Below are 26239 nucleotides of genomic sequence, written 5' to 3'. Positions count from 1 at the left end.
GGAGCATGGAGAAACGCGACGTGCTCGCGTGGTTGTGCGAAGCCTTGCCCGTCCTGCGCGCACGTGCGGCACGGAGTGGCGAGCAAGATCTTTTGACGAGGGTGATCGCCGATTCCCGTGCCGGGCTGGACGTCGCCGAACAGGCCGACGAACTGCGGCGTCGGCTGCGTCTGCCCAAACCGGGGCCGAGCCGCGCCGCCGACACACCCGCCGAAGGCGGATTACTCGGCATCCCTGGTCAGGATTCCGGGCATCCGGTCGTCGAGATCTATCGATGCCCCAGCGGTGAATGCTCACGAAGCTGGGTTCGGCAGCCCGGCGTCCGCATCCCCGAATGCGGCCTCCGGGGCGGCAGGCTCGACGAGCACGAGATCCAGGCGGGATCGTGAACGCGTTCCTGCAGGAGATCGGCCGCAAGCTCGCCGATCGCTGGCTCACCGTCCTGGTGCTGCCCGGCCTTCTGTTCAGCGGAGCCGTCATGGCCGCGGTCGTGCTCGGCCACACACGCGCGCTGGACGCGGGCCGGTACATCGCCGAGTTGACCGGCCGGGTCGCGAAAATCCAGCAGGGCGGGGGTGCGGGGGTCTGGGTACTCGTGCCGATCCTGGTGCTCGCGGCCTGCGCGGCGGCCTACGGCGCACGGCTGGTGGGTGGCGTGATCCGCCGGATCTGGCTCGGTCAGTGGCCGAGGTGGACGAAACCGGTGATGCGATTGTTCGTCCGGCGGCGCGTCCGGCGCTGGCAGAAGGCCGCGGACGAATACGCCGGCGCGGTCAAGGACTTCGCCGAGACAGAGACCCTCGAACGGCTCGGCGCCGCCCGGAACGCGATCGCCCTCGCGCCGCCGTCCCGGCCTAGCTGGATCGGTGACCGGGTCGCCGCCACGGACGCCAGGGTCCTGGCCGGGTACGAACTCGACCTGGGTTCCGCGTGGCCGAGGCTGTGGCCGATCCTGCCGGACAATCTCCGTGCCGATCTGCGTGCGGCGGGGACCTCTTTCGAAACGGCCACGACACTCGCCGGCTGGGCGGTGGTGTATCTCGGTGTCGGCACGGTCTGGTGGCCGGGGGCCCTGATCGGGATCGCCTGTCTGGCGAGCGCGGTCGGGCGAGCGAGAGGCGCGGCGGCGAATCTCGCGGACCTCATCGAGGCGGCGGTCGATCTCCACGGCCCGGAACTCGCCAAAGCCCTTCGGCTGACCGAAGACGCGGAACTACTCACCCCGGAACTGGGGCGCAAGATCACCAGACTGCTGCGCAAAGGAGCCTGAGGCCTCGCCGACTGGACGAACAGGGCGGGCCCGCCAACGAATTACGGGCCCGCCCGGTCCTTTATGGACAGACGTCAGACGACGGTGCCCTCGGCGTCGTCGTCCGAGTCGGTCTCCTCGATCTTCCACTTCAGCTGGAACTCGACCTCTTCCTCACCGTCACCGCGCTCGTGCTCGATCGAGAACTGCGCACGCGCGGGGACGCGGAACCGTTCCCCGGCGATCTGGATGCGGAACGAGGTCTCGGACTCGAGCGCGTCGGCGAGCCTGCGCAGTTTCGCGACGACGTCGGCGGTGGAGTAGACGCGTTCGACGTCTCGGGGAGCGGTTCCGGTCACGGTTTCCTCCAGAGGTCCGACACCCTGGCCGGGTGTCCTGGCGTCATTCAATCGGGTGATCGACACCTGCGAGAGGCCGGGGTCACAGTGACCGGGCGAGCCGGAAGCCGACGTCGTCGACGCGGAACGTGGGATGGCTGCGACGTCGCACCGAGGCCCGGCAGCTCCACTGCTCGTCGAACCAGCCACCGCCCTTCAGCACCCGGTACTCGCCGTACACCTCGGCGTCGTAGACGTCCCAGCACCACTCCCACACGTTGCCGAGCATGTCGTGCAGGCCCCACGCGTTGGGCGCCTTCCCGCCGACGTCGTGCACGGATTCCGCCGAGTTCTCGCGGTACCAGGCGATCTCGTCGAGCGGTCCGTAACGGGGACCGGTCGTGCCGGCGCGGCAGGCGTGTTCCCATTCCGCTTCGGTGGGCAGGCGGTAGCCGTTCGCGGACCGGTCCCAGGTCGGCGAATCCAGCTCATAGACGGGAGTCAGCCCCTCGCGTTCGGACAAGGTGTTACAGAACAGGAGTGCGTCCTGCCAGGAGACGTCGACGAGGGGAAGCCGTCCGGTCTTCCGAGTGACCGGAACGGGGGCGAGCAGGAACGACGCGACATCGACGGTCCAGCTCCGCTGCGTCCGCCGGTCCGCCAGCGTCGCCCGGCCAGCCGGGACGGTGATCATTTCCATGGTCGGGCCGATGTTACCCAGCTCGCCTTCCGCAGAACGAACGGAAGCGGGACAAGTGCGATCGCCGCACTGATCCAGATGGCGTAGCGGTAGTCGGCCGTCGACTCCGTGACGAAACCGGCGAGCACCGGCCCGAGGAACGCGCCGACGTTGAGCGCGACCGTCGCGAACGAACCTCCGAGCGTCGGAGCTCCGGGAGTCACGTGCATGACCCTGGCCACGAGCGCGGAACCGCAGCCGAACGACAGTCCACCTTGGACGGTCGCCAGGACGAACAACGCGATCGGTTGCGCGCCAGTGACCGCGAGAGCGGCCCAGCCCACCGGCAAGGCGCACAACGCGAGCACCAGACCGCGCCGGAGTTCGCCGTCTCCCGTCCGGCCCGCCACCGTGACACCGAGGAAAGCGCCGACGCCGAACGCAGCCAGGAGCCCGGAAACCGCTCCGCCGGGAAGACGAGCGACGTCCGTCGCGATGACCGCGAGGAAGGCGAACGTCGCGAAGGTCGCGCCATTGACCAACGCGGCCAAGAGCATCGCCTGGCGGACAGGAGGTGTCTTCAGTTCGCGCGCTTCACGCTTGATCGAGACCTCGGGCGGAGTCGCCGCGCCGGTGGGTGCCGAACGGAACACCAGCACCAGTGCGGGAAGGCACAACGCGGCCACCGCCCAGAACGCGGAGCGCCAGCCGGCGAGATCGCCGAGCACGGCGCCCGCGGGAACTCCGGCCACACACGACAAGGTGATGCCCGCCAACAGGATCGCGGTCGCGCGCGCCTGTTTCCCTTGTGGCGCCAGAGCGGTCGCGACCGGCATCGCCACGGCGAGGAATCCCGCGTTGACCACCGCCGCGACCACCCGGGTGCCGAACAGCAGCGGGAAGCTCGTCGTGACGGCGCCGATGACGTGCACGACGACGAAAGCGGCCAGGAACCCGGCCAACGCCCGGCGCCGAGGCCAGCGTGCGCTGAGCACGGCCATCGCGGGAGCGCCGACGATCATCCCGACGGCGTACGCCGAGGTCAGCGCGGCGGCCGCGCCCACCGGCACGGACAGCTCACCGGCGATCCCCGGCACGAGACCGGAGGCCATGAATTCAGAGGTGCCTTGCGCGAAAACGGCAAGGCCGAGGACATAGACGAACAGGGGCAACGGACGACTCCCATGGGAAAGGTGAGCAGGAGGAACCGTGCGCTGGACAGGAGGAGACCCGGCCGGACGCACGGAACAGCGCTCCGGTCACCGGGAGGCGAGAGGACCTAACCGCAGGACACGACGACTCGCCGCCGGATGACCGGCGGCGTGGTTCTGTCCGACTCGGGGCTCGTCACGAGAGCGCACATTACACAGACGTCGCGCGACCGGTCCAACGGGTATTGCCGGACACGGGGAAAACGGTGCTCGTTCCGCGTACCGGAACGGTTTCGTTGCCCGCTCGAATGAACCCGAGTAATGCGGTTTGACCTGCGGTTTTCGTGATTGTTTCGGTACTGGGAACCGCACTTGGATTCGGTTAACCTCGACTTCATGATTCCCACGGTTGTCTGGGGTACGGGCAATATCGGCCGTGCCTCCATCCGGGCCGTCGACGCGCATCCGGCACTGGAACTCACCGGAGTGCTCGTGCACGATCCCGCGAAGGTCGGCCGTGACGCGGCCGCGCTCGCGGGGATCGACGGCGAACTGGGCGTGGCGGCGACCGATGACGTCGAAGCCGTCATGGCGGCGGGGCCACGGGCGGTGGTGTACGCGGCGTCCGGTGACATCCGGCCCGCCGAAGCGCTGGCCGACATCGTCCGCGCGGTCCGGGCCGGTGCGGTGGTGGTGACGCCCGCGCTCTACGCGCTGTACGACCAGCGCAACGCGCCGGACGAATTGCGTGAGCCGGTGCTCGCGGCGATCGCCGAGGGCGGCGGTTCGCTGTTCGTCTCCGGGGTGGATCCCGGTTGGGGCAACGACATCCTGCCGTTGCTGATCAGCGGGCTCGGCACCACCGTCGACGCGGTCCGCTGCCAGGAGATCTTCGACTACTCCACCTACGACCAACCGGATTCGGTCCGCTTTCTGGTCGGGATGGGCCAGCCGATGGACTATCAGCCGCCGATGCTGGCCCCGTCGGTGCCCACGATGGTGTGGGGCGGGCAGGTACGGCTCATCGCCCGCGGTCTGGGCGCCGAACTGGACGAGATCCGCGAGACGCTCGAGCGCCGCCCGCTCGAGGAAACCGTGACCACACGGGCGATGGGCGAGTTCGAGGCGGGTACGCAGGGCGCCGTCCGGTTCGAGGTGCAGGGGATCGTGGACGGCGAACCCCGCATCGTCGTCGAGCACGTCACCCGGATCCACGCCTCGTGCGCGCCGGACTGGCCGATGCCGCCCAGCGGCGACGGCGCGCACAAGGTGATCATCGAAGGCCGTCCCAGGATCGAGGTCTCGGTCGAGGCGACCGACGAGGGCGAGAACCGGTCCGCCGGCGGCAACGCGACCGCGGTCGGCAGGCTGGTCGGCGCCATCGACTGGCTCGTGGACGCGAAACCGGGCCTTTACGACGCACTCGACGTCCCCTTGCGACCGGCCACCGGCAAGCTCGGAAGGAGCGCGCGATGAACATCGACATTCCCGAGGGTAAGGACCCCATCGGCTACGTATGGGGCGAGATGGTGCCCGGGATCGGCGTCGCGGCGTCGAATCTCTCGCTCGCGGTGTACTCGCACACCACACTGGGGCTGCGCGAGTTCGAGGCGGCCCGGCTGCGGATCGCGCAGATCAACGGCTGCGTGTTCTGCCTGGACTGGCGGACCGAACGCGACGGGGTGAAGGTCGAGGAGGAGTTCGCGGACGCGGTCACCGAGTGGCGCACCACCGACGCGTTCGACGAGCGGACCCGGCTGGCCGCCGAGTACGCCGAACGCTACGCGCTCGACCACCACGGTATCGACGACGAATTCTGGAAGCGGATGGCCGAGTATTACAGCCAGAAGGAGATCGTCGAACTGAGCATGAGCATCGGTTCTTGGCTCGCCTTCGGACGGCTGAATCACGTTCTGGGCATCGACACCGTCTGCGTTCTTCCGAAGATATGAGAATAGGCCGGGGTGGCGGCCCCGGCCTATTGTGGATCGTCGTCACAGATCGGTGGCGACGATCTTTTCGATGTTCCTTTCCGCCAATGCGGTAATGGTGACGAACGGGTTCACCGACGTATTGCCCGGAATCAACGCGCCGTCGATCACGTAAAGCCCCGGATGGCCGTGGAGCCTGCCGTAATTGTCGGTCGCCTTGCCGAGCACCGCGCCGCCGAGCGGGTGGTAGGTGAGGTGGTCGCCCCAGATCTTGTACGTGCCGAAGAGGTCGGTCCGGTAGATCGTGCCTTCCTTCGCGTTGATCTTGTCGAAGATCGTCTTCGCCATCTCGATCGAGGGCTGTTTCCAGGCGGTCTGCCAGTTCAGGTCGACCTTGTTCGTGCTCGGGTTCCAGGAGAACGTCGCGCGGTTGAGGTTCTTGGTGATCGACAGGTAGAACGAGGCGTAGGTCTCGATACCGGTCGGCAGCGGCGCGACCTCGGCGAACGCCCCGCCCGCCGCCCAGTTGTCGATCCCCGCGGTGGGGATGGACGACTGCAGGGCCCCGGTGGCGTCCCACATGTGGTTCGCCCGGCCGCACATGACGTTTCCGTTGTCGCCCCAGCCTTTTCCGACCTCGTTGTTGAGGTTGGGCAGGGCGCCGGTCGCTTTGAGCTTGACCAGGAGTTTGCTCGTGCCGACGCTGCCTGCGGCGAAGAAGACCTTGTCCGCGGTGACCGACTTCGTCGCCGTCACCGTGCCTCCGGTGTCGAGTTGTTCCATCGTCACGGTGTATCCGCCGCCGGACGTGGGCGTGACCGACGTGACGCGGTGCAGTGCCGAGATCGTCACCCGCCCGGTCGCCTTGATCCGCGGGAGATAGGTCTGCTGCAACGACTTCTTGCCCGCGTTGTTGCCGTAGAGGATCTCCCCGGCCAGCGCGGACCTCGGAACCGTGCCCGCCTGTTCCTTCTTCATGTAGTCCCAGTCGTACACGTCCGGGACGAACAGGAACGGGAAACCCGACCGCTGCGCGTGTTTCCGGCCGACCCGCGCGTACTGGTAGCACTCGGCGGTCTCGAACCAGTCCGGGTCGATGGTGGCCACGCCGAGACCCGCGTTGGCGCGCGGGTAGTAGACGCCGTACATCTCGTCCGCGTCGACCGTCGGTAGAACCGACCCGAAGTTCTCGCGCTTCGGCGTGACGGCCATCCCGCCGTTGACCAGTGAGCCGCCGCCGACACCTCGGCCCTGGTAGACGGTGATGCCACTGAACTCTTCGGCGTCGAGGATCCCGGTGTGCCGTGGGACGTCCTTGTCGAGCGGGAAGCCGAGGAAGTTGCTCAACGGCTGCTTGGTCCTCGTCCGCAGCCAGAAGGAGCGATAGTCGGGCTTGGTGGTGTTGGCGAAGATCTTGCCGTCCGTGCCCGGGGTGTCCCAGGCCATGCCGAGTTCGACGAGGTGGACGTCGACGCCGGCTTCGGCGAGCCGGAGCGCCGCGACACAGCCGCCGTATCCGGAGCCGATGACGAGTGCCGGGATTCGGGCGGCGTCGGCGATCGAACTTTTCGCGGAAGCCGTCCCGCCGAAGGCGGCGGCCCCCAAGATAGAACCAGTTCCAGCAATAAAGAGGCGACGCGATAACTGTCCGGAAGCGCTTCTCCACATGGTTTCGTCGCTCACGTGATCTTCCTCACCGTTGAGGGATTTAGAACAAGTTATACCTGCGTCTATACCGAGTGGCAATAAAGTCGGCCGATAGGCCACTATGTACTGCTGTGGAGTCCACTCGAGTTGATCGTTGGCTGTGGGCCGTCCGGCTGACCAAGACGCGTCCGGACGCCGCAGCGGCCTGCCGTGGCGGCCATGTCCGCGTGAACGGCAAACCCGCCAAACCCGCGACCACCGTCGTGGCGGGCGACGAGGTCCGTGCGCGGGTTCACGACACGACGCGGATCTTGGAAGTCACGCGGGTGATCCAGAAGCGGGTCGGTGCCGCCGACGCGGCGACCTGTTTCATCGACCGGACTCCGGCCCCGCCGCCCGAGGCCGCCGTGCCGGTCGCACGGCGGGAGCGCGGCGCGGGGCGTCCGACCAAACGGGAACGTCGCGTGCTCGATCGCTTCCGCTCGGGAGAGCGCTGACCGTTCACATACGTGGACGTGATTCACATCCGTTGACGGACGCCAGGGACGTGAACTATAAAGACGGGGTCCGGGTGTACACGCCGCAACACCTTCCGTCAGTCCGTCACGGAGGTTTCGGGTGTCCCGAAAAAGTCCTCTTCGTCGTGCCATCCTACCGGCGGTCGCCGCCGTGGTCGCCACCGTCGCGCTCCTGCAGGTACCGCCCCCGGCGGCGGACGCGGCGCCGGGACCAGGCGCGCTGACCGGCCTCGACCTCGGCGCGGCCAATCGCCGCGCGCCGGTCGCCGGCCTCTACGACTGGTCCAAAGCCGGATATCGCGGTGGCGCCGCGCTACCCGGCGCCGGTGAAGTGAATCCGAACGCCGCCTGCCAGGTCACCGCGGCCGAGCTGGCGAGCCAATACAACGTCAAACCGGACGACGGCGCCGACGACACGAACGGGATCCAGGCGGCGATCGACGGGATCAAGAGCGCGTGCTCGCCGTCCGGGAGCTACACGAAGCTGAGCACGATCACCTTCCCGGCCGGCCGGTTCGACGTCACGCACGAGATCCACGTCGACGCCGACTACCTGATCCTGCGCGGCGCGGGCAAGGACGCCACGAAGTTCGTCTACAAGCCGGACGCGAACACCCTGTACGACGCCCTCACCCCGGACGGTTCCGACTGGGACGAGGACGGGATGACCTCGGGCGCGGGCAAGGGCGGCTGGCTGTGGCCCGGCCGCGGGCTGTTCCGCGTCCAGTCCAGGGGAGTGCACACGTCCTACGCGAGCGACTACGCCGCCGCGCCCGCGAACCGCAAGGACATCTTCGAGGGCACGATCAACGTCCACTGGAAGGCCGGGGTGAAGCTGCGGGGCAAGCCGGGTGACACCGCGTTCGCCGCGCGGACGGGGGACAAGGTCGTCCACCTGGCGAGCAGCGGCGCCTTGACCTCGCTCGCCGCCGGGAACCTGGTCAACATCCGGGCGGCCAACTCGCAGAAGTTCTACGAGCAGCAGCAGGCGACGCCGACCACGTTCCCCTTGCTGAACATGCACATGCGCCAGCAGATCTTCACGATCGCCGCGCTCGACACCACGGCACGCACCATCACCCTCGACAAACCGCTCGAGTACGACGTCCCGGTGAACTCCACTTCGGACGGTTCGGCCCCGATCGACGGCGCCACCTACGACTCGAAGGCGGCGCCGCTGGTCGACCCGGTGCTCGGCGTCGGGTTCGAGGATCTCGGGTTCACCCAAGACATGCCGGGCCTGAACCCCGCGGACGCGAACAACAACTACGGCAACATGGCACCCGCCGCGGAGATGCACGGGATCGTGTTCAAATGGGCGGCGAACTCCTGGGTCCGCGGTATCCGCGCGGATATGACCGGTTCGCACCCGATCGTCACCGAGGAGGCCAAGAACCTCCAGATCGTCGACAACGAGCTCAACGGTTCGTGGAACAAGGGCAAGGGCGGCAACGGCTACTTCCGCGGCTCCCGCGTCTGGGATTCGCTCTACGCAGGCAACACGTCGACCCTGCTGCGGCATTTCACCTTCCAGTGGTCCGCGGCGGGCAACGTGGTGATCGGCAACTCGTTCGACTCCGACCTGAACCTCCACGGCGGCTGGGAACGCAACAACCTCTTCGAGCTCAACACGGTCAAGGTCCCGTACGCGCACCGGTCCGGGAACTGCCGCGCCAACTGCGGCGAGGAGGGCGGCGGCGGACCCGACGACTCGAACTGGTTCCCGATCTGGTGGGGCGCGGGCAAGAAGGCCGTCAAGTGGTCGGGCGGCTCCGGCTACCGCAACGTGTTCTTCAACAACGCCATGACCAAACAGCTTGCGGACAACGGCCCGTATAACGACTTCTACGCCGACCGTCACCGCGTCTACTCCTTCGGGTGGGACGGCACGGCCTACAAGCACCTCGACGTCGGCGGGACCCCGATCGCCGACTGGGCGAAGAACGAGCAGCGGGACTACACCGGTGGGCACGGGGTGGATGCGTCCAAGACGGATGCCGCGTCGTCGCTGTTCCTGAAGTCCGTCGACGGGACGCCGCCGTCTTCCCCGACCAGCCAGAGCCCGACCACGACGACCACGTCCGCGACGACGACACAGAGCCCTGCTGCCTGCCTGAACGCGACCTTCACCCGCAAATCGGTGTGGGACAGCGGCTACGGCGCCGGCTTCACGATCAGCAACACGTGCTCGGCCTCCGTGGGTTCGTGGGCGGTCGAGTTCGACCTGCCCGCCGGGACGACGATCACGAGTTCCTGGAGTTCGGTGCTGACCAAGAGCGGGCAGCACTACCGATTCGGGAACGCCACGTACAACGGGAGCGTCCAACCCGGCGGCACGGCGACATTCGGCTTCAACACCGCCGGTCAGGGATTGCCACTCGCCTGCTCGATCGCCGGAACCAAATGCGGAGGCACGGAATGACGAGGAAACGACTGCTCGCCGCGATCGCGGCCACGGCGTCGGCGGCGGGACTGTTCGGCGCCGTCGTCACGGCCGAAGCCGCCGCCCCGAGCCTGACCGCGACGTTCGCCCAAAGCTCGGCCTGGGACAGCGGATACGGCGGGAAGTACACGCTGACCAACGCCGGCGACGCGAACAGTACACAGTGGACGATCGAGTTCGATCTGCCGGAAGGCACCGCGATCACCACGTCGTGGAGCTCGGTGCTCACCAGGAGCGGGCAGCACTACAAGGTCACCAACGCCGCCTTCAACGGCACGATCAAACCCGGCGGCACGGCGTCCTTCGGATTCAACACCACGGGGCTGGGCCTGCCGACCGGATGCACGGTGAACGGCAGCCCGTGCGGGGGAGGAGTTCCGACCACGACCACCGCTCCGCCGTCGCCGACCAGCACGAGCACTTCACCGACGACCACCACGACCAGCGTGCCGTCCGGGGACGTCGTCGACGTCGCCACCGCCGCGGAACTGCAAGCCGCGCTGGCCGCGGCGATCCCGGGCCGGACCATCCGGCTGGCGCCGGGAACGTATCGGGGTTCGTTCGTCGCGACGAAACCCGGCACGGCGGACGCACCGATCACGGTGACCGGACCGTCGACGGCGGTCCTGATCAACGACGGCCCGTCCGGTGAGGCACCGTCCTGCCCGGCCCCGACGGCGGGCTGGGATTCCGGGTACGGGTTCTGGCTGTACGGCGCGCCGTATTGGCATCTCCAGGGCTTCACCGTGCAGGAAGCCAAGAAGGGGATCGTGGCCGACAACTCGCACCACACGGTGATCGAAGGAGTGCGGGTGCACCGGATCGACGAGGAGGCCGTGCACTTCCGCCGTTCCTCGGCCGACAGCGTCATCCGTGATTCGACGATCAGCCACACCGGGCTCGTTCAGGCCGGTTACGGCGAGGGCGTCTACCTCGGCTCGGCGAACTCGAACTGGGCTTGCCACGGGAACTCCGGCGGGGTCGACCGGAGCGACCGGATCCAGGTGCTCAACAACCACATCGGACCGTACGTGGCCGCGGAGGGCATCGACGTCAAGGAGGGCACCGAAGGCGGTGTGATCCGCGGCAACACCTTCGACGGTCAAGGGATTTCCGGGCAGAACTCGGCCGATTCCTGGATCGACGTCAAGGGATTCGGATACGTCATCGAGGGGAACACTGGCACCTTCGCCTCGCCGGGCACCTTCGCGAACGGCTACGAGACGCACAATCCCGCCACCACCCCGTCGTTCCCGAACGGCTGCGGGAACGTCTGGCGGGACAACAAGTCCGATCTCGGCGGCGTCGGCCAGTACGCCATCAAGATCACGTCGACGTCGAAATGCTCGGAACGGCCGAATGTCGTCTACGCGTCCAACACCGTGTCCAGGGCGGTGAACGGGCTGACCAACGTCCCCGTCACGCCTTGACGGACGCTGGTGACGGGAGCGGCGCGGCTCCCGTCACCGGCGGGTCAGTCCCGGACCGCGGTGATCGCGACGGTGGCGTAGCGCACGGTGAACCGGCCGCCCATCCTGTCGACCGCCGCCCCGACTTCAGCGAGGATCTCTTGTCGCACTGTGGATTCGACCCAGGTCAGCGAGCCGAACGTCGGCAGCTGGTCCAGCCATTCGTCACGGGTGTAGACCCGGTCCCAGTCGTAGCGGCGTCGTTCCGGCTCGCCGAACCCGCCCGCTTCACGCAGACCGTCGGCGACCTTCACGATGAGTGGCCCGTACGGGTCAGAGGGCTGTTTCGGCACGCTCTTGAGGTCGATCGGGGCGTCCGGCACGAGCCGCCGGTAAGCGTCCGCCAAGGCGTCCGCGACCTCTTCCGGCGGTTCGGGTACGTGCCAGAACGCGGCGAAGAGTCCGCCGGGCCTTAGGACTTCGGCGGCCTTGGCTGCACCCGTCACGGGGTCGACCCAATGCCAGGCCTGTCCGGAGACGAGCAGATCGAACCGGCGTCCGGCGGGCTCCCAATCCTCGAACTTCGAGACTTCGACGTCGATTCCGCTCTGCCGGGCGAAGTCGGCCATCCTCGCGTCCGGCTCGACGCCCAGCACGTGACAGCCCGCGGCGTGGAACTGTCGCGCTTCGATGCCGGTGCCGACACCGACGTCGAGGGTCTCGCGGCCGGGCGCGGCGGCGATGAGGTGTTCGACGAGTTCCGGGGGATAGGCGGGGCGGGTCCGGTCGTAGCGTTCGACGTCCACGCCGAAGGATTCCGCGGCCTGTCGATGGCGATGAGGCTCTTGCCCCGAAGGTAGAGTGGGCATGCGCCCACCTTAAGTGGGCACTTGCCCACTCGTCAACGCAAGGGAGCCGAATGCCGACAGGAGTGGCTTTGCGCGCCGTCCGGGCGCAGTTGTTCGACGCCGCCGAACGCGTCCTGCTGCGGGACGGGCCGAGCGGGCTCACCAGCCGTGCGGTGACCACGGAGGCGGAGTGCGCGAAAGGCGTACTGCACCGGCATTTCGACGATTTCGACGGTTTTCTCGCCGAGTTCGTGCTGGACCGGATCGAGAAGCTCGACGAGAAGGGCCTGCGGGAGGCCGTCGGCACCGGGACGGTCGTGGACAACCTCACCGCGGCGCTCACGGCGGTGTTCGAGTCGGTCGCGGTCGCGATCGTCCCGCTCGTGATCTTCCGTGACGAACTTCGCGCCCGGTTACGCCGCGAATGGCCCGCCGGGGTTCCGGTGCTGACCCAGGCCGCCGTCATGATCGGCGGCTACCTCAAGGTGGAGCGGGATCTGGGCCGGGTCGCTGAGGATGCCGACGTCGAGACTTTGGCCGCCACGCTCATCGGTGCCACGCATCTGCTGTACGCGGACCGCACCGCGCCCGCACCGGAGATCGCGCAGGTGCGGAAGGTGGTGGAGACGGTGATCGGGACGTGAAAAAGGCGGCGAGTCCTCAGTGGACTCGCCGCCTCCTTCGGTGGATCAGGACTGCGCGGCGGTGACGGTGTGCCGCAGCAGCAGCGACGTCGTGACGGGGCCGACGCCGCCGGGGACCGGTGTGATCGAACCCGCGATCTCCTCGACCGCGGCCTGGTCGACGTCGCCGACGAGGCCGCCTTCGGGAGTCGGGTTCGTGCCGACGTCGATCACCACGGCACCGGGTTTGACGTGGTCCGCGCCGATGAAGTGCGCGCGGCCGACGGCCACGACCAGGACGTCCGCGGCCTTGGTGACCGCCGCGAGGTCCTTGGTGCGGGAGTGGCAGACGGTCACCGTCGCGTGCTCGCCGAGCAGCAGCAGCGCGGCGGGCTTGCCGACGATGGTCGAACGGCCCACGACGGCGACCTGGGCGCCGGACAGGGCGACCTGTTCGCGCTTCAGGATCTCCAGCACTGCGGCGGCGGTGGCGGGAGCGTAGGTCGGGAGGCCGGCGGTGAGGCGGCCGAGGCTGACCGGGTTGGCGCCGTCGACGTCCTTGCGCGGGTCGATATGCGCGCCGACGTCGTCGAGCGTCACGCCTTCGGGCAGCGGGGTCTGGCAGATGATGCCGTGGACCGACGGGTCCGCGGACAGTTTGTCGAGCTCGCGGGTGACGTCCGCACCGGTCGGCTTCTCGAGCTGGACCACGCGGCAGTCGACGCCGACCTTCTTCGCGGCACGCTCGATCGAGCGCACGTACCAGGCGGTGGCGTCGTCGTCGGTCGGCACGAGTACGGCCAGCGTCGGGGCGGTGCCCGATTCGCGGAGCTTGGCGGCGGTCTCGGTGACCTCGGCGGTGATGGCGGCGGCGATCGCGCGCCCGTCGATCAGGGTCATCGGGCGAGCCTTTCGCGAACCTGGGCGATCAGGGCGTCGGCGCGCCCGGCCGCGGGGGTGTACTCGGTGAGGCGGGCCTCGGTCTCCTTGCGGAGCTGCTCGTCCGCCATGGACGCGAGGTTGACCTCGACGTTGACCACGCCCGATTCGAGCGCGGACTTCGCGGACGAGGCCGCGACGGCGATGTCGGAGATGACGTTGGTGTTGGCGCCTTCGAGGATCGAGGCGGCGACGTCGATGACCTCGGCGGCGAGGGCGGCCGTGCGCAGCGGCACCTCGGCGGCGCCGACCAGCGCGGCCTGGATCGCGGCCGTGCGGGCCTGCTTCTCCTCGTCGGTGGCCTTGGGGAGCTTGTACGCGGCGACCACGGCGTCGAACGCGGCGGCGTCGTCGGCGGCGAGGCCGAGAGCGCGCGCGCGGAGGTCTTCTGCCTTGGCGAGCGCCTCGGTCATGGTGGCCTCGTGCTCGGCGTACTTCGGCTTGCCGATGGTCAGGTTGCACACCATGGAGACCAGGGCGGCACCGACCGCGGCGTTCATCGCGGCACCCGCGCCACCACCGGGCGTCGAGGCCTTCGATGCCAGCTCGTCGAGCCACTGACCGACCGGTTGAGCCTCCACGCGATGTTCCCTTCCCGCTGGTTTTGCCGTCGCGCCGAAGCCTACCCGTGCGTGCCCGGACAGCCCGAAGGCCACCTTCGCGACGATCAATGTCGGCGAAGGTGGCCTTCGGTGCAGGTGTTCAGGAACGCAGGTACTCCTCCCAAGTGAGCTTCGGCGATACGGCGGGGCCGTCGTCGGCACCGCGGCCGGCGAGGCCGTTGTAGCCGAGGTAGTAGTCGCCCGCCTGGTGCTGCGCGCCGGACGACAGGTCCGGATCGGACAGTGCGATGGCGTGGATGTGGTAGGCGAAACCCTGGTCCGGGGTCCGGACCCAAGCCGCGAAGCCGACCTGGCGCAGCTTCCGCGCGACGTCGGTCCGCGTGGTCGAGGACATGCCCTCGACGCCGATGTCGAGCGCGCCGCCACCGTCGTGCGTCCCGGCCGAAGCACCCACGCCGCCGGGGTTGTACGAGCCCTGCGTGATGGTGAGCTGCCTGCCGAGCAGACCTTCGGCCTTCACCAGCATCGCCTTGGTCCGGGTGTTCATCGTCTTGCCGTGGTAGGTCAGGCGGCTGCCCGCCGAGACCACCGCGGTGACGGTGTAACGGTTCTCGCCCAGCTTCTCGAGCGACGTCTTTCCCGGCAGGCCGGAGGCGTCGATCCCGGTGTAGCCCAGCGACTTCTGGTAGCTGGAGTACGCCGTGATCGTCGATGTGCCGAAATGGCCGTCGACGTATTGCTGGTCGAGCAGCCCCTTGGCGGCCAGCGCCTGCTCCACCAACAGCACACTGTCCTTGGCGCCGGGGGTCAGCGCGCTGTCCGCCCGGCGCGGGTCGATCTGCGCGGCCTTGAGCACCGCTTCCATGCTGGCCGTCGGCAACGCGGTCACTTCGGCGCCGGCCGGTGCGGCCACGCCGAAGGAGAGCGCGGTCGCTGTCGCGAGCACGGCTACCTTGGTCAACAATTCCTGCCTCCTGAACGGATCCGGTTGGTCCGGGCAGCATGGGCAGCGGGAATACAAGGTCCGTACAAACGGATCTTCTTCAGGTTTGGTCGCGGCCGGTGACGAACAAGGTCACCGCCTCGGACAAAGTCCGGCAAGCCGGGTCATCGGGGTGTTTGGCGGCTTCTCGCTCGAGTGGGCGCAGCCGATCTTTCGTGCGGACCGATTTGACCGTTTCGGCGCTTTCGATCGCTTGGATGCCGACGGACAGCGCCTGGTCGCCGTCTCCGCCGAGAACGTGTCCCGTGGCCAGCATGGCCAGGCACAGGGAACGGCTGCGCGCCATTTCGGGACCGTATCCGCGTACGGCGTCGGTGAGCGCGGCGATCGCCTGTCCGACATGGCGGCCACCCCGGCGCAAAGCCAGGTCGGTGTGCACCGAGCCCGCCATCGCGGAAACGTCGACCTCGGTGAAGAACCTCGCCCAGTCGGGTGACTCGACGTCACCCTTCTCGGCGAATTCCTCGCCTGCTTGATCCATCAGCCCGACGGCGAGGTTCGCGTCGCCCTTCTTGGCGTAGGCCCAGCCCTGGTTCGCGCTCAGGATGCTCGCGGCCAGCTTCGAACCGGCTCGCTTCGCGGCGAGCCTGCCCAGCTCGAATTGCGCGAGGGCTTCGTCCATCACTCCGTAATGCAGATCGATCCGGCCTCGCCGGTAATGGATGTTCGCGATCAATTCGGCGTTTTCGCCGTCGGCGGCGAGCTCCAGCGCGACATCGAGATGATGGTGCGCGGCGCCGACGTGACCGCTGTCGAAACACGTCCATCCGGCGAGGTTGTGCAGATCCGCGACCACGGAGAAAAGCCTGGCCCGCAACGGTTCGGAGATCGGCATCGCGAGCATCCGATGACCGCGCCGGATCCGGACCACGACCGCGTCGCGGCACATTCCGCCCCCGCATTGGTAGTCGACGGCGCGGAGCGCTTTCGTCTGTTTTTCCAGCGCCTCGACATCATGGTCCCGCACCCGGTCCGGAATGAGGTGGCGGCGGGAGGCGGCTTCAGGATCTGTCATGGTCGTTAACCCCTGACGTAACCCCAGCGCGATTTCGTGGCTCAAAGCGTAGCTCGGCCGAAGCGCCGCCGCGACTGTCTCACCTCGAAACTCAAAGTGCGCTCAGGTAAGAAGACAGGTAGTTGTACGGGTGTCGTCCAGGCGGAACGAGAGCAACCTGGTAGGACTTCCAGTGGATGCCGAAAGGTCGAGACCCACATGGTGCTAAGTGCTACACCGCCTTCGCGAGCCCGTCTCCGGTTGGTCTCCTCGGAGGACGCGCGTACGACACCCCGGACGGGCGGTCGGGTGGACCGGTACGGCGAGCTCGCCGACCGCCGGCTGGCCGCGATCCTCGCCGCCGAAGACGTGGCGGAGGAACACGGGTTGAGCGCACACGCGCGCACGACCTGCTACGTGCACCGGTGCTGGGTACACCAGTGCATCTCCGATCCGTTGCACGTGCTGGTCGTCACCGGCCATCGCTGGTGCCGGCGCTGCGACCGCACGGTCGACGTCGAGATCGACGAGACCTTTCCCGGATCGGTCGAACTCTCCTGCGACGGCTGTGGTGTCCCGCCGGACACGGTCGCGAACCGCGAGGTGCTCTTCGCTTGCCGGACCAGCCTCGTGGCCATGCACGGAGGCGAAGTGTCGACGCTTTATGTGGTGCCGGACCACTGAATCCGGACTGGGCTGACCGAGCGAACGGGCCACCGGCCTCGTTGACCGCCGGTCGCGGGCGTCCGTAGGGTTTTGGGGTGGGCACCGCGGCCGCAGCAGGCCGGCCGGGCAGCCTCCCCGCCGGGACCACGAGTTTCGTAGGTCGGAAAAGGGACGTCGCCGAGGTCAAAAGACTGCTGTCCAAGGCGAGGCTCGTGACCCTGACCGGGGTCGGCGGCGTCGGCAAGACGACGCTGGCCCTGCACACCGCCGCCGAACTGCGCCGGGCCTTCCCCGACGGTGTCTGGTTCGTCGAACTCGCGGATCTGACCGACCCTGATTTGCTGGCTCACACGGTGCTGGAGGCGCTGGGAGTCCGCGACGACACGGGCCGTGACCAGGTGGACGTGCTCGCGGATCACCTGCGGGAGCGCCGGATCCTGGTGATCCTGGACAACTGCGAGCACCTGATCGAGGTCTGTGCGGCGTCGGCGGATCGGCTGCTGAGGGTGTCGCCGGGACTTCGTTTCCTCGTCACCAGCAGGGAACGGCTCGGGATCCGGGGAGAGCACCTCTGGCAGGTCGCGCCGTTGTCGCTGCCCGAGCCCCGGATCCCGCTGCGATCGGGGGCCTGGCGTGGCTATCCGGCGATGGCGTTGTTCGCCGAACGGGCGGCCGCGGTCGAGCCGGGCTTCGTCGTCACCGACGAAAACCAGGCTTTGGTCGCGAACGTGTGCCGGATGCTCGCGGGCATACCGCTGGCGATCGAACTGGCCGCGGTCCGGGTACGGGCGCTGTCGCTCGACGATCTGGCGAACCGGCTGGCGGACAACTTCCACCTGCTCGCCAAGGGGGAACGCGGCGGACTGCCCAGGCACCAGACGCTGCTGGCGGCGGTGGAATGGAGCCACGACCTGTGCGGAGCCGCCGAGCGGATCCTCTGGGCTCGGGCGTCGGTCTTCGGGGGCGGGTTCAGCTTGTCCGCGGCCGAATCCGTCTGCGCCGGGGAGGGGCTGTCCGCTCGGTCGGTGCTCGGGCACCTGGCCGGGCTGGTGGACAAGTCGGTCCTGCTCGTCGAACGCGACGGCGACCGGACGCAGTACCGGCTGCTGGAGCCGCTTCGTCAGTTCGGCAGGGCGAAGCTGCACGGAATGGGTGACGAGGACACGGTCCTGCGCCGCCATCGGGACTACTACCTCGCGCAAGCCGAGCGGAGCGAGCGGGACTGGTTCGGGCCGAAGCAGGCGGAGATCTGCGCGCGGACCAAACTGGAGCACGCGAACCTGCGTGCCGCGCTCGACTACTGCCTCGCCACGCCGTCCGAAGGCAGGACCGGGTTGAAGCTCGCGGGCACGTTGTGGTTCTACTGGGCGGGCTGCGGTGTGCTGGGGGAGGGGAGGCACTGGCTCGACCACGCGCTCGAAGCCGTCCGAGAAGGCAGCAAAGACCGCCTGAAAGCCTTGTGGGTCAACGGATACGTGTCAACGCTGCAGGGTGACGTCGCGCGTGCGGTGACTCTGTTGGGGGAGTGCCGCACCGAAGCGGGCAGGGTCGGGGACGAGGCGGCGCTCGCCTACGCGATCCACCGCCTGGGTTGCAACGCGCTGGTCGGCGACGACGTCGGCTACGCGAAGGACCTGTTCCAGGACGCCCGGATCCGCTATCGACGGCTGGGCGAGATGAACGGCAACGTGATGCTGGCCGGAATCGAGATGGCGATCGCGTCGATATTCCTCGGCGAGTTGGAGGAGGCCGCGGAGCTGTGTGAAGAGGCGCGCGCGATCGGCGCCGCGCATGGCGAGGAATGGGCCTACGCCTACGCGATCTACGTGCTGGCGCTCGTGGCGCTGAACCGGGGCGAGCTCGAGCCGGCGATCGGTTACGCGCGCACCTGCCTGAGGATCAAGCGCACCTTCAACGATCTGCTCGGCATGGTGTTGTCGATCGAGGTGCTCGCGTGGATCGAGTCGTCGCTGCGGCATTGGGTGCGCGCGGCGACCCTGCTCGGCTGCGCCGGGCGGATCTGGCAATCGGTCGGCTACCCGATGTTCGGCTCGAAGTATTTCGGTGCCCCGCACGGTGACTGTGAGGCGCGGACCCGCGAGGCGCTCGGTGACAGCCGGTACGCGGCCATGTCGCGGCACGGGAGCGAGTTCACGTTGGAAGAGGCCGTCGCCTTCGCGCTCGACGAAGCCGAGGGCACGGAGAGCGGTCCCGCCGCCGAGGTCGAGACGGTGCTCACCGACCGAGAGCACGAGGTCGCGCTCTTGATCACCGACGGCCTGTCCAATCGGGAGATCGCCGATCGGCTGGTGATCTCCCGCCGCACCGCCGAGGGCCACGTCCAGCGCATCCTGCGGAAGCTGGACTTCGATTCCCGTGCGCAGATCGCGGCCTGGGTGACCCGAACGGCGGTGCGAGGCGATCGGAACGGCGGTACTTCGAGGGGCCGTCCGGAGTAGTCAGTGGTTTGGACCACCAGTGTTACCGAAGCGTGATCTGGACATATCGCACGGACGGCTACTTTGTTGTGGCGCGCAACGAATTGCTTCGCCCGTGGATTTCCAACGCCGGAGGTGTCACGACGTGAACCGGATCTTTGTGCAGCCCGAACGGCGGAAAGGGTTCCGGGGCGCGCTCGCCCTCGGCCTTTCCGCACTCCTCATCGCGGCGGGAATCGGCGGTGCCACCGCCGCGGCCGCCGACTACAGCCAGAGCGCCGCGTCGTTGAACGCGACCCAGGCGCAGTTCTCCTTCACGCCGGCGAGCCCCGCGCGCTACGTCGACATCCACTACACCGGCGTTCCGGGAGTGGGGCAGCAGAACGTCCGCATGACCGACAACGGGGGCACGTGGCGGCACACCGTCGGCTCGCTGTCGGCCGGCACGGTGCTCGACTACTGGTTCACCTACGAGAAGAACGGGCCGCAGTACGACACCCCGCACTTCACGTACACCCACGGCGGCAGCGGCACGACGGTCGCGTCACCGACCTTCGATCCGCCGGGCGGCAGTTACCCGAGCGCCCGTTCGGTGACGCTGTCGAGCGCGACCTCCGGCGCGACGATCCGGTACACAGTGGACGGTTCCACGCCGACGGCGTCGTCCACTGTGTACACCGGGCCGATCACGGTCTCCGCGTCCTCGACGATCTCCGCGATCGCCCTCAAATCCGGCTCGGCGAACTCCCCGGTGGCGTCGGCGAGCTACACGATCGGATCGACACAGGCGACCTGCCCGGCTCAGGCCGAGGTGCCGGACTTCGGCCCGAACGTGCGGATCTTCGACCCGGGGATGTCCGCGGCGTCGATCCAGTCCCGGCTCGACGCGGACTTCAATGCGCAGAAGGACACCCTGACCGCGCAGTTCACCGAGCGCCGGTACGCGCACCTGTTCAAGCCCGGTGTGTACAACGGCATCCACGACAACGTCGGCTATTACACCTCGGTCGCCGGCCTCGGGCAGAACCCGGGCGACGTGGTGATCAACGGTGACGTGACCGTCGACGCGTTCAACGAGTCGGACAAGGGCGTGGCGCTGCAGAACTTCTGGCGCTCTGCGGAGAACCTCGCCGTCGTCCCGAGCAGCGGCTCGACCCGCTGGGCCGTCGCGCAGGCCGCGCCGTTCCGCCGGATGGACATCCGAGGAGGACTCCAGCTCTACCCGGCCAGCTACGGGTTCGCGAGCGGCGGCTACACCGCCGACACCAAGGTCTCCGGACAGGCCGCGTCGATCTCGCAGCAGCAGTGGTACACCCGGGACAGCAGTTACGGCAGCTGGGACGGCGGTGTCTGGAACATGGTCTTCTCCGGAACGAGCGGCGCTCCCGCGAACACCTTCCCGAACCCGCCGGAGACGACGCTTGGCACCACGCCGGTGTCCCGCGACGTCCCGTACCTCTACCTCGACGGCTCCGGCAAGTACCGCGTGTTCCTGCCCTCCTTGCGCACCAACGCTTCCGGACCGAGCTGGGCCAACGGCGGTACCCAGGGTTCTTCGCTGCCGATGAGCCAGTTCTACGTGGTGAAGGCGGGGGACACGGCGTCGTCGATCAACACCGCGCTTTCCCAGGGCTGCAACCTGTTCTTCACGCCCGGCGTCTATCACCTGAACCAGACGCTGAACGTGACCAAGGCGAACACCGTCGTCCTCGGTGTCGGCTACCCGACGCTGGTGCCGGACAACGGCGTCGACGCCATGAAGGTCGCCGACGTGGACGGCGTCCGGCTCAAGGGGCTGCTGTTCGACGCGGGAACGACCAACTCGCAGTCGCTGCTCACGGTCGGACAGGCGGGCTCGACCGCGAACCACGCGGCGAACCCGACGACCTTGCAGGACGTGTTCTTCCGGATCGGCGGTCAGATCGCAGGGAAGGCGACGAACAGCCTGATCGTCAACAGCCGTGACACGATCATCGACCACATCTGGGCCTGGCGGGCCGACCACGGCAACGCGGGCACCTACGGCTGGACGATCAACACCGGCGACACCGGCGTGGTCGTCAACGGCGACAACGTGCTGGCGACCGGCCTCTTCGTCGAGCATTACCAGAAGTACCAGGTGATCTGGAACGGGCAGAACGGCAGGACGATCTTCTTCCAGAACGAGATCCCCTACGACGTCCCGGACCAGGCGGGCTGGAAGAGTCCCAACGGGCTCAACGGGTACGCCGCCTACAAGGTGGGGGACACCGTGACCACGCACGAGGCGTGGGGGCTGGGCAGCTACTGCTTCTTCAACGACAACCCGTCGGTGAATCTGTATCACGCGTTCGAGGTGCCGAACCGCTCCGGCGTCCGGTTCCACAATCTGGTGACGGTCTCGTTGAACTACAAGGGGACCATCACTTACGTGATCAACGACGCCGGGGCGGTGACGCCGCCGGACACGCGGCCGAGCAACCTGGTGAGCTACCCGTAACTCCCGGGCGCGGCACCGCACTCACGTGATCGAGGGCGGAACTCGCGTGATCAGCGGCGGTACACCCCGAGTGCGGCCTCCAATCATGCGAATCACGTCTCTGATCACGCGAGTCGCGCCTTCGCGCACGCCGCGCCTGTGTCCAGTCCTTCACGGAATTCGGATCAGTAGGTACACAGGACACGGTTGGCCCTAACCCGAAACGCCAGTCACGACCACCGGGGCGGGCACCTGAAGTACATGAAGGCCCCCTTCCTTGCGTCTAGCGCAAGGAAAGGGGCCTTCATGTACTTGGGAAGGTGTGAAGGTCGAGTTTCCTCGGCTGAGCCGAGGGAAGGAGGCCTTCACGCGCCGCCGTGGTGGTTGTTGTGGTTGCTGGTGCAGGTGGGCTGCAGGTGGCGGTCTCTGAAGGTAGTGAAGGCCTCCTTCACTACCTTCAGGGTAGGCAAGGGGGCCTTCACGGACTTTCGACCAGCAGGAACAGAGTCGCGGCACCGCACTCACGTGATCGAGGGCGGAACTCGCGTGATCACAGGCGGAACATCCGAGTGCGGCCTCCAATCACGCGAGTCACGTCCCTGATCACGCGAGTCACGCTTTCGGCTTCTTGTATAACGCCCTATACCGCCCAGCGCTGGGCATCCGTCAGCATCCATGGTTAGGCTCAAAGCCATGACCAGCAGCGATGCCTCCGCCGTCGTCGAAGAACTGCGCACTCTCTTCCGTTCCGGTGTCACGAAACCGGTGGAGTGGCGGCGTACGCAGCTCACGGGCCTGCGGAAGCTCCTGTCCGAGCAGTCGGACGTCTTCCTCAAGGCGCTCTACGCCGATCTGCGCAAGAACGCCGCCGAGGCGAAGCGCGCGGAGATCGCGCTCGTGCGGAACGAGATCGACCATACGCTGGAGAATCTCGACTCCTGGCTGAGCCCGGAGCCCGCCGGCCTGCCGTATCCGCTGCGACCGGCCGACGGCCGCGTCGTTCGCGAGCCGCTCGGGGTCGCGCTGATTATCGGGCCGTGGAACTATCCGCTGCAACTGGTACTCGCGCCGCTGGTCGGCGCGCTGGCGGCGGGCAACTGCGCGGTCGTCAAGCCGAGTGAGCTGTCGCCGAACACCTCGGCCGCGATCGCGGAGCATCTGCCGAACTACGTCGAGGGCGTCCGTGTCGTCGAAGGCGCGATCCCCGAGACGACGGCGTTGCTGGAGCAGAAGTTCGACACCATCTTCTACACCGGCAACGGGACGGTCGGGCGGATCGTCATGGCCGCGGCGGCGAAGCATCTCACGCCGGTCACGCTGGAGCTGGGCGGGAAGAGCCCGGCGATCGTCGAGCCGGGGGCGGACCTCGCCGTGACCGCCCAGCGGCTGGCCTACGGCAAGTTCGCCAACGCGGGCCAGACCTGCGTCGCGCCCGACTACGTCCTCGCGATCGGCGACACCGGCCCGAAGCTGGCGGAACACCTGGCCGAGACCGTCCGAGCGATGTTCGGCGACGACCCGGCCACCAGCGAAGCCTACGGCCGGATCATCTCGACCCGGCACCATGACCGGCTCGCCGCCTTGCTCGACAACGGAACCGTGGTCGTCGGTGGTCAGGCCGATCGCGACGAGAAGTACATCGCGCCGACCGTGCTCACCGATGTCCCACCGGACGCCCCGGTGATGCGGGACGAGATTTTCGGCCCGATCCTGCCGATCATCGACGTACCCGACATCGACGCGGCGCTGGCGTTCGTCAACGAACGCGACAAGCCGCTGGCGCTCTACGCCTTCACCGAATCGGAGGAAACCAAGCGCAGGATCGAGACGGAGACCTCGTCGGGCGGGCTGGTGTTCGGCGCGGCGATCATCCATCTCGCGGCGCCGGAACTGCCGTTCGGTGGGGTGGGGGAGAGCGGGATGGGCCGCTATCACGGGCGCTATTCGATCGAGAACTTCAGCCACGTGAAGGCGGTGCTGGACAAGCCGCTCGCGGGATGATCAGCGTCCTTCGCGGCTGCCCTCGTAGGCGCGCTCGCGTAACGCGGTGAGCCAGCGGGGCCGCAGCTCCCAGCCGGGGGGAGCGTTCAGCATCGGATCGAAGGCGGGGCGCGGGGCGTCTTCGTCCACCTCATGGAGGGTGAGCGTCGCGCAGGGCTTCCGATGCCCGTTCGCGCGGACGGTCTCGACGAGGTAGGTCACCGGTCCTTCCTTCACCAGTCGACTCAAGGCGTCGAGTGAGGCTTCGGCGCGCCGCGGCGTTTCCGCGCGTGCCGACAGCCAGACCTGCTCACCGTTCACGCGATAGGGCAACAACGAGCTGAAGCGGCCGGTGGTCCAGGATCGCGCCGGCCGCGGCACCACCCGGACAGCCGAAGTGGTCAAGGTGAGGTCCCACGGATCGCCGTCGGCGGCGGGAACGCGGACCGCCAGCCCCAGCGCGTCGGGTACACGACCCGGGAGACCGGCCCCTTTGGACATTCGCACGGTGACGGTCACCGGCTCCGGCGGCAGCGCGAGGTCGTCGCGGCTCAAAGCGTGAAGCTCGCCTTTGAGCAGTAGGCCGTTCGGGTGGAACGCTCGTGCTCCGCGCAGTGCGGAGAGGGCGTGGAAGCCGGCCCGGAAAAGCCTGCCGACCGGCCCTGCCTGCGGTGCGTCGTGCTCGGCCACGATTTTCGTCCTCCTTGCCAGATGAGTACCTGGCGGTGGCTACCCCGGCGGCCCCGGATTACACGGGAATTCCCACGAATTCGAAAACACAGATTCCCCGGTGTGACCGGCTCCGCCACGGGTACTCGACGTTCCAGAAGCTCATTCCACCTGGATCGGAGGAAATCATGACTGCATCGCCGGCCACCGTTCGGCGGGCTCCGCGCCAGCTCATCGCCCTCGGCGTGGGCGCGGTCTTCCTGCTCGTCGGCATTCTCGGCTTCATGCCCGGCATCACGACGAACTACGAGCAGCTGAGCGGTGCCGGGCACGAGTCCGGCGCTCTGCTGCTGGGCGTGTTCCAGGTTTCGATCCTGCACAACATCGTCCATCTGGCGTTCGGCGTCGCGGGCATTCTGCTGGCCCGGACGGCGAGCGGCGCGAAGGCGTTCCTCGTCGGCGGCGGGGTGATCTACCTCGTGCTGTGGCTGTACGGACTGCTGATCGACCACGGGTCGGCGGCGAATTTCGTGCCGGTCAACAGCGCCGACAACTGGCTGCACCTCGGGCTGGCCGTCGGGATGATCGCGCTCGGGCTCATTCCGCTTTCCGGTTCGAAGGCGCCGATCGCCGACTCCCGCTGACCCGTTCTTCTCAAATATTCGGAGGTAATCAGTGTTCCGTCACACCAAATCGCTCCAGTTCGAGGCCAAGCCGGAAAAGCCGGACGCTTTGTACGCCCGAAAGCTGCAGGAGCTCATCGGCGGCGCCTACGGCGAAATGACCGTGACCATGCAGTACCTCTTCCAAGGTTGGAATTGCCGGATCGAGGGCAAGTACAAGGATTTGATCATGGACACGGCGACCGAGGAGATCGGGCACGTCGAGATGCTCGCGACGATGGTCGCCCGGCTGCTGGAAGGGGCACCCGCCACCACGGTGGCCGAGGCGGCGAAGGATCCGGCCACCGCGGCGATCCTGGGCGGGATGGACCCCCAGCAGGCGATCATCTCCGGTGGCGGCGCCACCCCCAGTGACAGCCAGGGCTACCCCTGGAACGGCCGCTACGTCGTCGCGTCTGGCAATCTGCTGGCCGATTTCCGGGCGAACGTCGCGGCCGAGGCGCAGGGCCGGTTGCAGACGGCCCGGCTGTACAACATGACCGACGACCCGGGCGTGAAGGCCATGCTGCAGTTCAACCTCGCCCGCGACACGGTGCACCAGAAGCAGTGGCTCGCCGCGATCGAGGAGCTCAAGGCCGACGGCCTGGAAAGCGACATCGCGCCGACAGCGTTGTTCGACGAAGAGAACCAGGACCACAACAACACCGTGTGGCATCTGTCCGACGGGCCGGACGGCGCGAAGGGCGGCTGGAGCTTCGGCGAGGACGGGATCGAGTACCTGATGGATCCGGAGCCGCTCGGCGGTCCGGGCACCGCTCCGAAGCCCGATCCCGCGCTGTTCGGCACCTATGCGCCGCTGCAGGACGCCGTCGGGACGGTCAAGGGCAAGGCCAAGGACGCGAAGAAGAAGGCCACGAAGTCACGGAAGAGCTAATCCCGTTCGCGATGGGGCTCACGGTCCGTGGAGTGCTGGAGATGTCGCGAAAGCCACTTTCGCAACCTTCAACGTTGCGAAAGTGGCTTTCGAAACCCCCGCGGCGACGGCCGAGGCCGAGTCTCGACCGTAGGCA

24 protein-coding genes are annotated in these 26239 nt (G+C 67.8%); 14 read left to right on the top strand and 10 right to left on the bottom strand.

Translation table 11 applies throughout. From position 1 onward, the window contains the following. Nucleotides 1–5 precede the first annotated feature (5 nt). Together AB8M46_RS20805 and AB8M46_RS20800 are read left to right on the top strand one after the other, a co-directional pair. Nucleotides 6–389, top strand: coding sequence for a hypothetical protein (locus tag AB8M46_RS20805; protein ID WP_378425711.1), 384 nt, complete (start codon nt 6–8; stop codon nt 387–389). Then, a complete protein-coding gene (locus tag AB8M46_RS20800; protein WP_394361240.1) occupies nt 386–1270 on the top strand; it encodes a hypothetical protein in 885 nt (294 codons plus the stop codon). The genes AB8M46_RS20805 and AB8M46_RS20800 overlap by 4 nt, the downstream gene beginning before the upstream one ends. Before the next feature lie 74 nt (nt 1271–1344). Here AB8M46_RS20800 and AB8M46_RS20795 read toward each other — a convergent pair whose 3' ends face one another. The 3 genes from AB8M46_RS20795 to AB8M46_RS20785 all read right to left on the bottom strand — a co-directional run bounded on the left by AB8M46_RS20795 (nt 1345) and on the right by AB8M46_RS20785 (nt 3438). Next, nucleotides 1345–1608, bottom strand: coding sequence for an amphi-Trp domain-containing protein (locus AB8M46_RS20795; protein ID WP_016334492.1), 264 nt, complete (start codon nt 1606–1608; stop codon nt 1345–1347). Nucleotides 1609–1690: 82 nt separating this feature from the next. Further along, nucleotides 1691–2287, bottom strand: coding sequence for a formylglycine-generating enzyme family protein (locus tag AB8M46_RS20790; RefSeq protein WP_394361239.1), 597 nt, complete (start codon nt 2285–2287; stop codon nt 1691–1693). Beyond that, a complete protein-coding gene (locus AB8M46_RS20785; protein WP_394361238.1) occupies nt 2278–3438 on the bottom strand; it encodes a Cmx/CmrA family chloramphenicol efflux MFS transporter in 1161 nt (386 codons plus the stop codon). The genes AB8M46_RS20790 and AB8M46_RS20785 overlap by 10 nt, the downstream gene beginning before the upstream one ends. Nucleotides 3439–3813: 375 nt before the next feature. Here AB8M46_RS20785 and AB8M46_RS20780 point away from each other — a divergent pair, with 375 nt between their 5' ends. Together AB8M46_RS20780 and AB8M46_RS20775 are read left to right on the top strand one after the other, a co-directional pair. Next, entirely contained in the window at nt 3814–4893 is a 1080-nt protein-coding gene (locus tag AB8M46_RS20780; RefSeq protein ID WP_394361237.1) for a dihydrodipicolinate reductase, read from the top strand. Continuing rightward, nucleotides 4890–5369, top strand: a complete 480-nt coding sequence (locus AB8M46_RS20775; RefSeq protein WP_037338350.1) for a carboxymuconolactone decarboxylase family protein — start codon at nt 4890–4892, stop codon at nt 5367–5369. Before AB8M46_RS20780 ends, AB8M46_RS20775 begins: the two co-directional genes overlap by 4 nt. A gap of 42 nt (nt 5370–5411) precedes the next feature. Here AB8M46_RS20775 and AB8M46_RS20770 read toward each other — a convergent pair whose 3' ends face one another. Then, on the bottom strand, nt 5412–6953 hold the full coding sequence (locus AB8M46_RS20770; RefSeq protein ID WP_394361236.1) for a GMC oxidoreductase: 1542 nt from the start codon (nt 6951–6953) through the stop codon (nt 5412–5414). 173 nt (nt 6954–7126) lie between these two features. On the opposite strand from AB8M46_RS20770, the gene AB8M46_RS20765 reads away from it, so the two are divergent. From AB8M46_RS20765 to AB8M46_RS20755, 3 genes are all read left to right on the top strand, one after another. Next, nucleotides 7127–7492, top strand: coding sequence for an RNA-binding S4 domain-containing protein (locus tag AB8M46_RS20765; protein ID WP_007029562.1), 366 nt, complete (start codon nt 7127–7129; stop codon nt 7490–7492). A 172-nt stretch (nt 7493–7664) separates the two neighbouring features. Beyond that, nucleotides 7665–9935, top strand: a complete 2271-nt coding sequence (locus AB8M46_RS20760) for a cellulose binding domain-containing protein (protein WP_394361235.1) — start codon at nt 7665–7667, stop codon at nt 9933–9935. Continuing rightward, entirely contained in the window at nt 9932–11386 is a 1455-nt protein-coding gene (locus AB8M46_RS20755; RefSeq protein WP_394361234.1) for a cellulose binding domain-containing protein, read from the top strand. The genes AB8M46_RS20760 and AB8M46_RS20755 overlap by 4 nt, the downstream gene beginning before the upstream one ends. Nucleotides 11387–11430: 44 nt before the next feature. Here the strand turns inward: AB8M46_RS20755 and AB8M46_RS20750 are convergent, their stop codons facing one another. Then, nucleotides 11431–12171, bottom strand: coding sequence for a class I SAM-dependent methyltransferase (locus tag AB8M46_RS20750; RefSeq protein ID WP_394361735.1), 741 nt, complete (start codon nt 12169–12171; stop codon nt 11431–11433). A gap of 113 nt (nt 12172–12284) precedes the next feature. Here AB8M46_RS20750 and AB8M46_RS20745 point away from each other — a divergent pair, with 113 nt between their 5' ends. Next, nucleotides 12285–12857, top strand: coding sequence for a TetR/AcrR family transcriptional regulator (locus AB8M46_RS20745; protein ID WP_394361233.1), 573 nt, complete (start codon nt 12285–12287; stop codon nt 12855–12857). Nucleotides 12858–12902: 45 nt separating this feature from the next. Here AB8M46_RS20745 and AB8M46_RS20740 read toward each other — a convergent pair whose 3' ends face one another. The 4 genes from AB8M46_RS20740 to AB8M46_RS20725 all read right to left on the bottom strand — a co-directional run bounded on the left by AB8M46_RS20740 (nt 12903) and on the right by AB8M46_RS20725 (nt 16356). Further along, nucleotides 12903–13736 carry a bifunctional 5,10-methylenetetrahydrofolate dehydrogenase/5,10-methenyltetrahydrofolate cyclohydrolase gene (locus AB8M46_RS20740; RefSeq protein ID WP_016334478.1) on the bottom strand — a complete coding sequence of 278 codons (834 nt, stop codon included), beginning with the start codon at nt 13734–13736 and terminating at the stop codon, nt 12903–12905. Beyond that, nucleotides 13733–14356, bottom strand: a complete 624-nt coding sequence (locus AB8M46_RS20735; protein ID WP_126735132.1) for a cyclodeaminase/cyclohydrolase family protein — start codon at nt 14354–14356, stop codon at nt 13733–13735. Before AB8M46_RS20735 ends, AB8M46_RS20740 begins: the two co-directional genes overlap by 4 nt. 121 nt (nt 14357–14477) lie before the next feature. Next, nucleotides 14478–15302, bottom strand: a complete 825-nt coding sequence (locus tag AB8M46_RS20730; RefSeq protein ID WP_037338331.1) for a hypothetical protein — start codon at nt 15300–15302, stop codon at nt 14478–14480. A gap of 79 nt (nt 15303–15381) precedes the next feature. Continuing rightward, a complete protein-coding gene (locus tag AB8M46_RS20725; RefSeq protein ID WP_394361232.1) occupies nt 15382–16356 on the bottom strand; it encodes a tetratricopeptide repeat protein in 975 nt (324 codons plus the stop codon). 288 nt (nt 16357–16644) lie between these two features. On the opposite strand from AB8M46_RS20725, the gene AB8M46_RS20720 reads away from it, so the two are divergent. The 4 genes from AB8M46_RS20720 to AB8M46_RS20705 all read left to right on the top strand — a co-directional run bounded on the left by AB8M46_RS20720 (nt 16645) and on the right by AB8M46_RS20705 (nt 23898). Continuing rightward, nucleotides 16645–17019, top strand: coding sequence for a hypothetical protein (locus AB8M46_RS20720; RefSeq protein ID WP_235213280.1), 375 nt, complete (start codon nt 16645–16647; stop codon nt 17017–17019). A 77-nt stretch (nt 17020–17096) separates the two neighbouring features. Continuing rightward, a complete protein-coding gene (locus AB8M46_RS20715) occupies nt 17097–19460 on the top strand; it encodes an ATP-binding protein (RefSeq protein ID WP_394361231.1) in 2364 nt (787 codons plus the stop codon). A gap of 124 nt (nt 19461–19584) precedes the next feature. After that, nucleotides 19585–21918 carry a chitobiase/beta-hexosaminidase C-terminal domain-containing protein gene (locus AB8M46_RS20710; RefSeq protein WP_394361230.1) on the top strand — a complete coding sequence of 778 codons (2334 nt, stop codon included), beginning with the start codon at nt 19585–19587 and terminating at the stop codon, nt 21916–21918. 654 nt (nt 21919–22572) lie between these two features. Next, entirely contained in the window at nt 22573–23898 is a 1326-nt protein-coding gene (locus AB8M46_RS20705) for an aldehyde dehydrogenase family protein (RefSeq protein WP_394361229.1), read from the top strand. On the opposite strand, the gene AB8M46_RS20700 is transcribed toward AB8M46_RS20705, so the two are convergent. After that, complete coding sequence (locus tag AB8M46_RS20700; protein WP_394361228.1) at nt 23899–24567, bottom strand: hypothetical protein; 669 nt, start codon at nt 24565–24567, stop codon at nt 23899–23901. Nucleotides 24568–24734: 167 nt separating this feature from the next. On the opposite strand from AB8M46_RS20700, the gene AB8M46_RS20695 reads away from it, so the two are divergent. Continuing rightward, a complete protein-coding gene (locus AB8M46_RS20695; RefSeq protein ID WP_394361227.1) occupies nt 24735–25190 on the top strand; it encodes a DUF4383 domain-containing protein in 456 nt (151 codons plus the stop codon). 31 nt (nt 25191–25221) lie between these two features. Beyond that, on the top strand, nt 25222–26103 hold the full coding sequence (locus AB8M46_RS20690) for a manganese catalase family protein (RefSeq protein ID WP_037338319.1): 882 nt from the start codon (nt 25222–25224) through the stop codon (nt 26101–26103). The last annotated feature ends 136 nt before the right edge of the window (nt 26104–26239 follow it).

This window comes from Amycolatopsis sp. SB7-3, from assembly GCF_041021335.1.
Lineage (GTDB): Bacteria > Actinomycetota > Actinomycetes > Mycobacteriales > Pseudonocardiaceae > Amycolatopsis > Amycolatopsis japonica.
The sequence above is the reverse complement of the archived record's forward strand: the minus strand, read 5'-3'. Positions and strand labels throughout refer to the sequence as shown.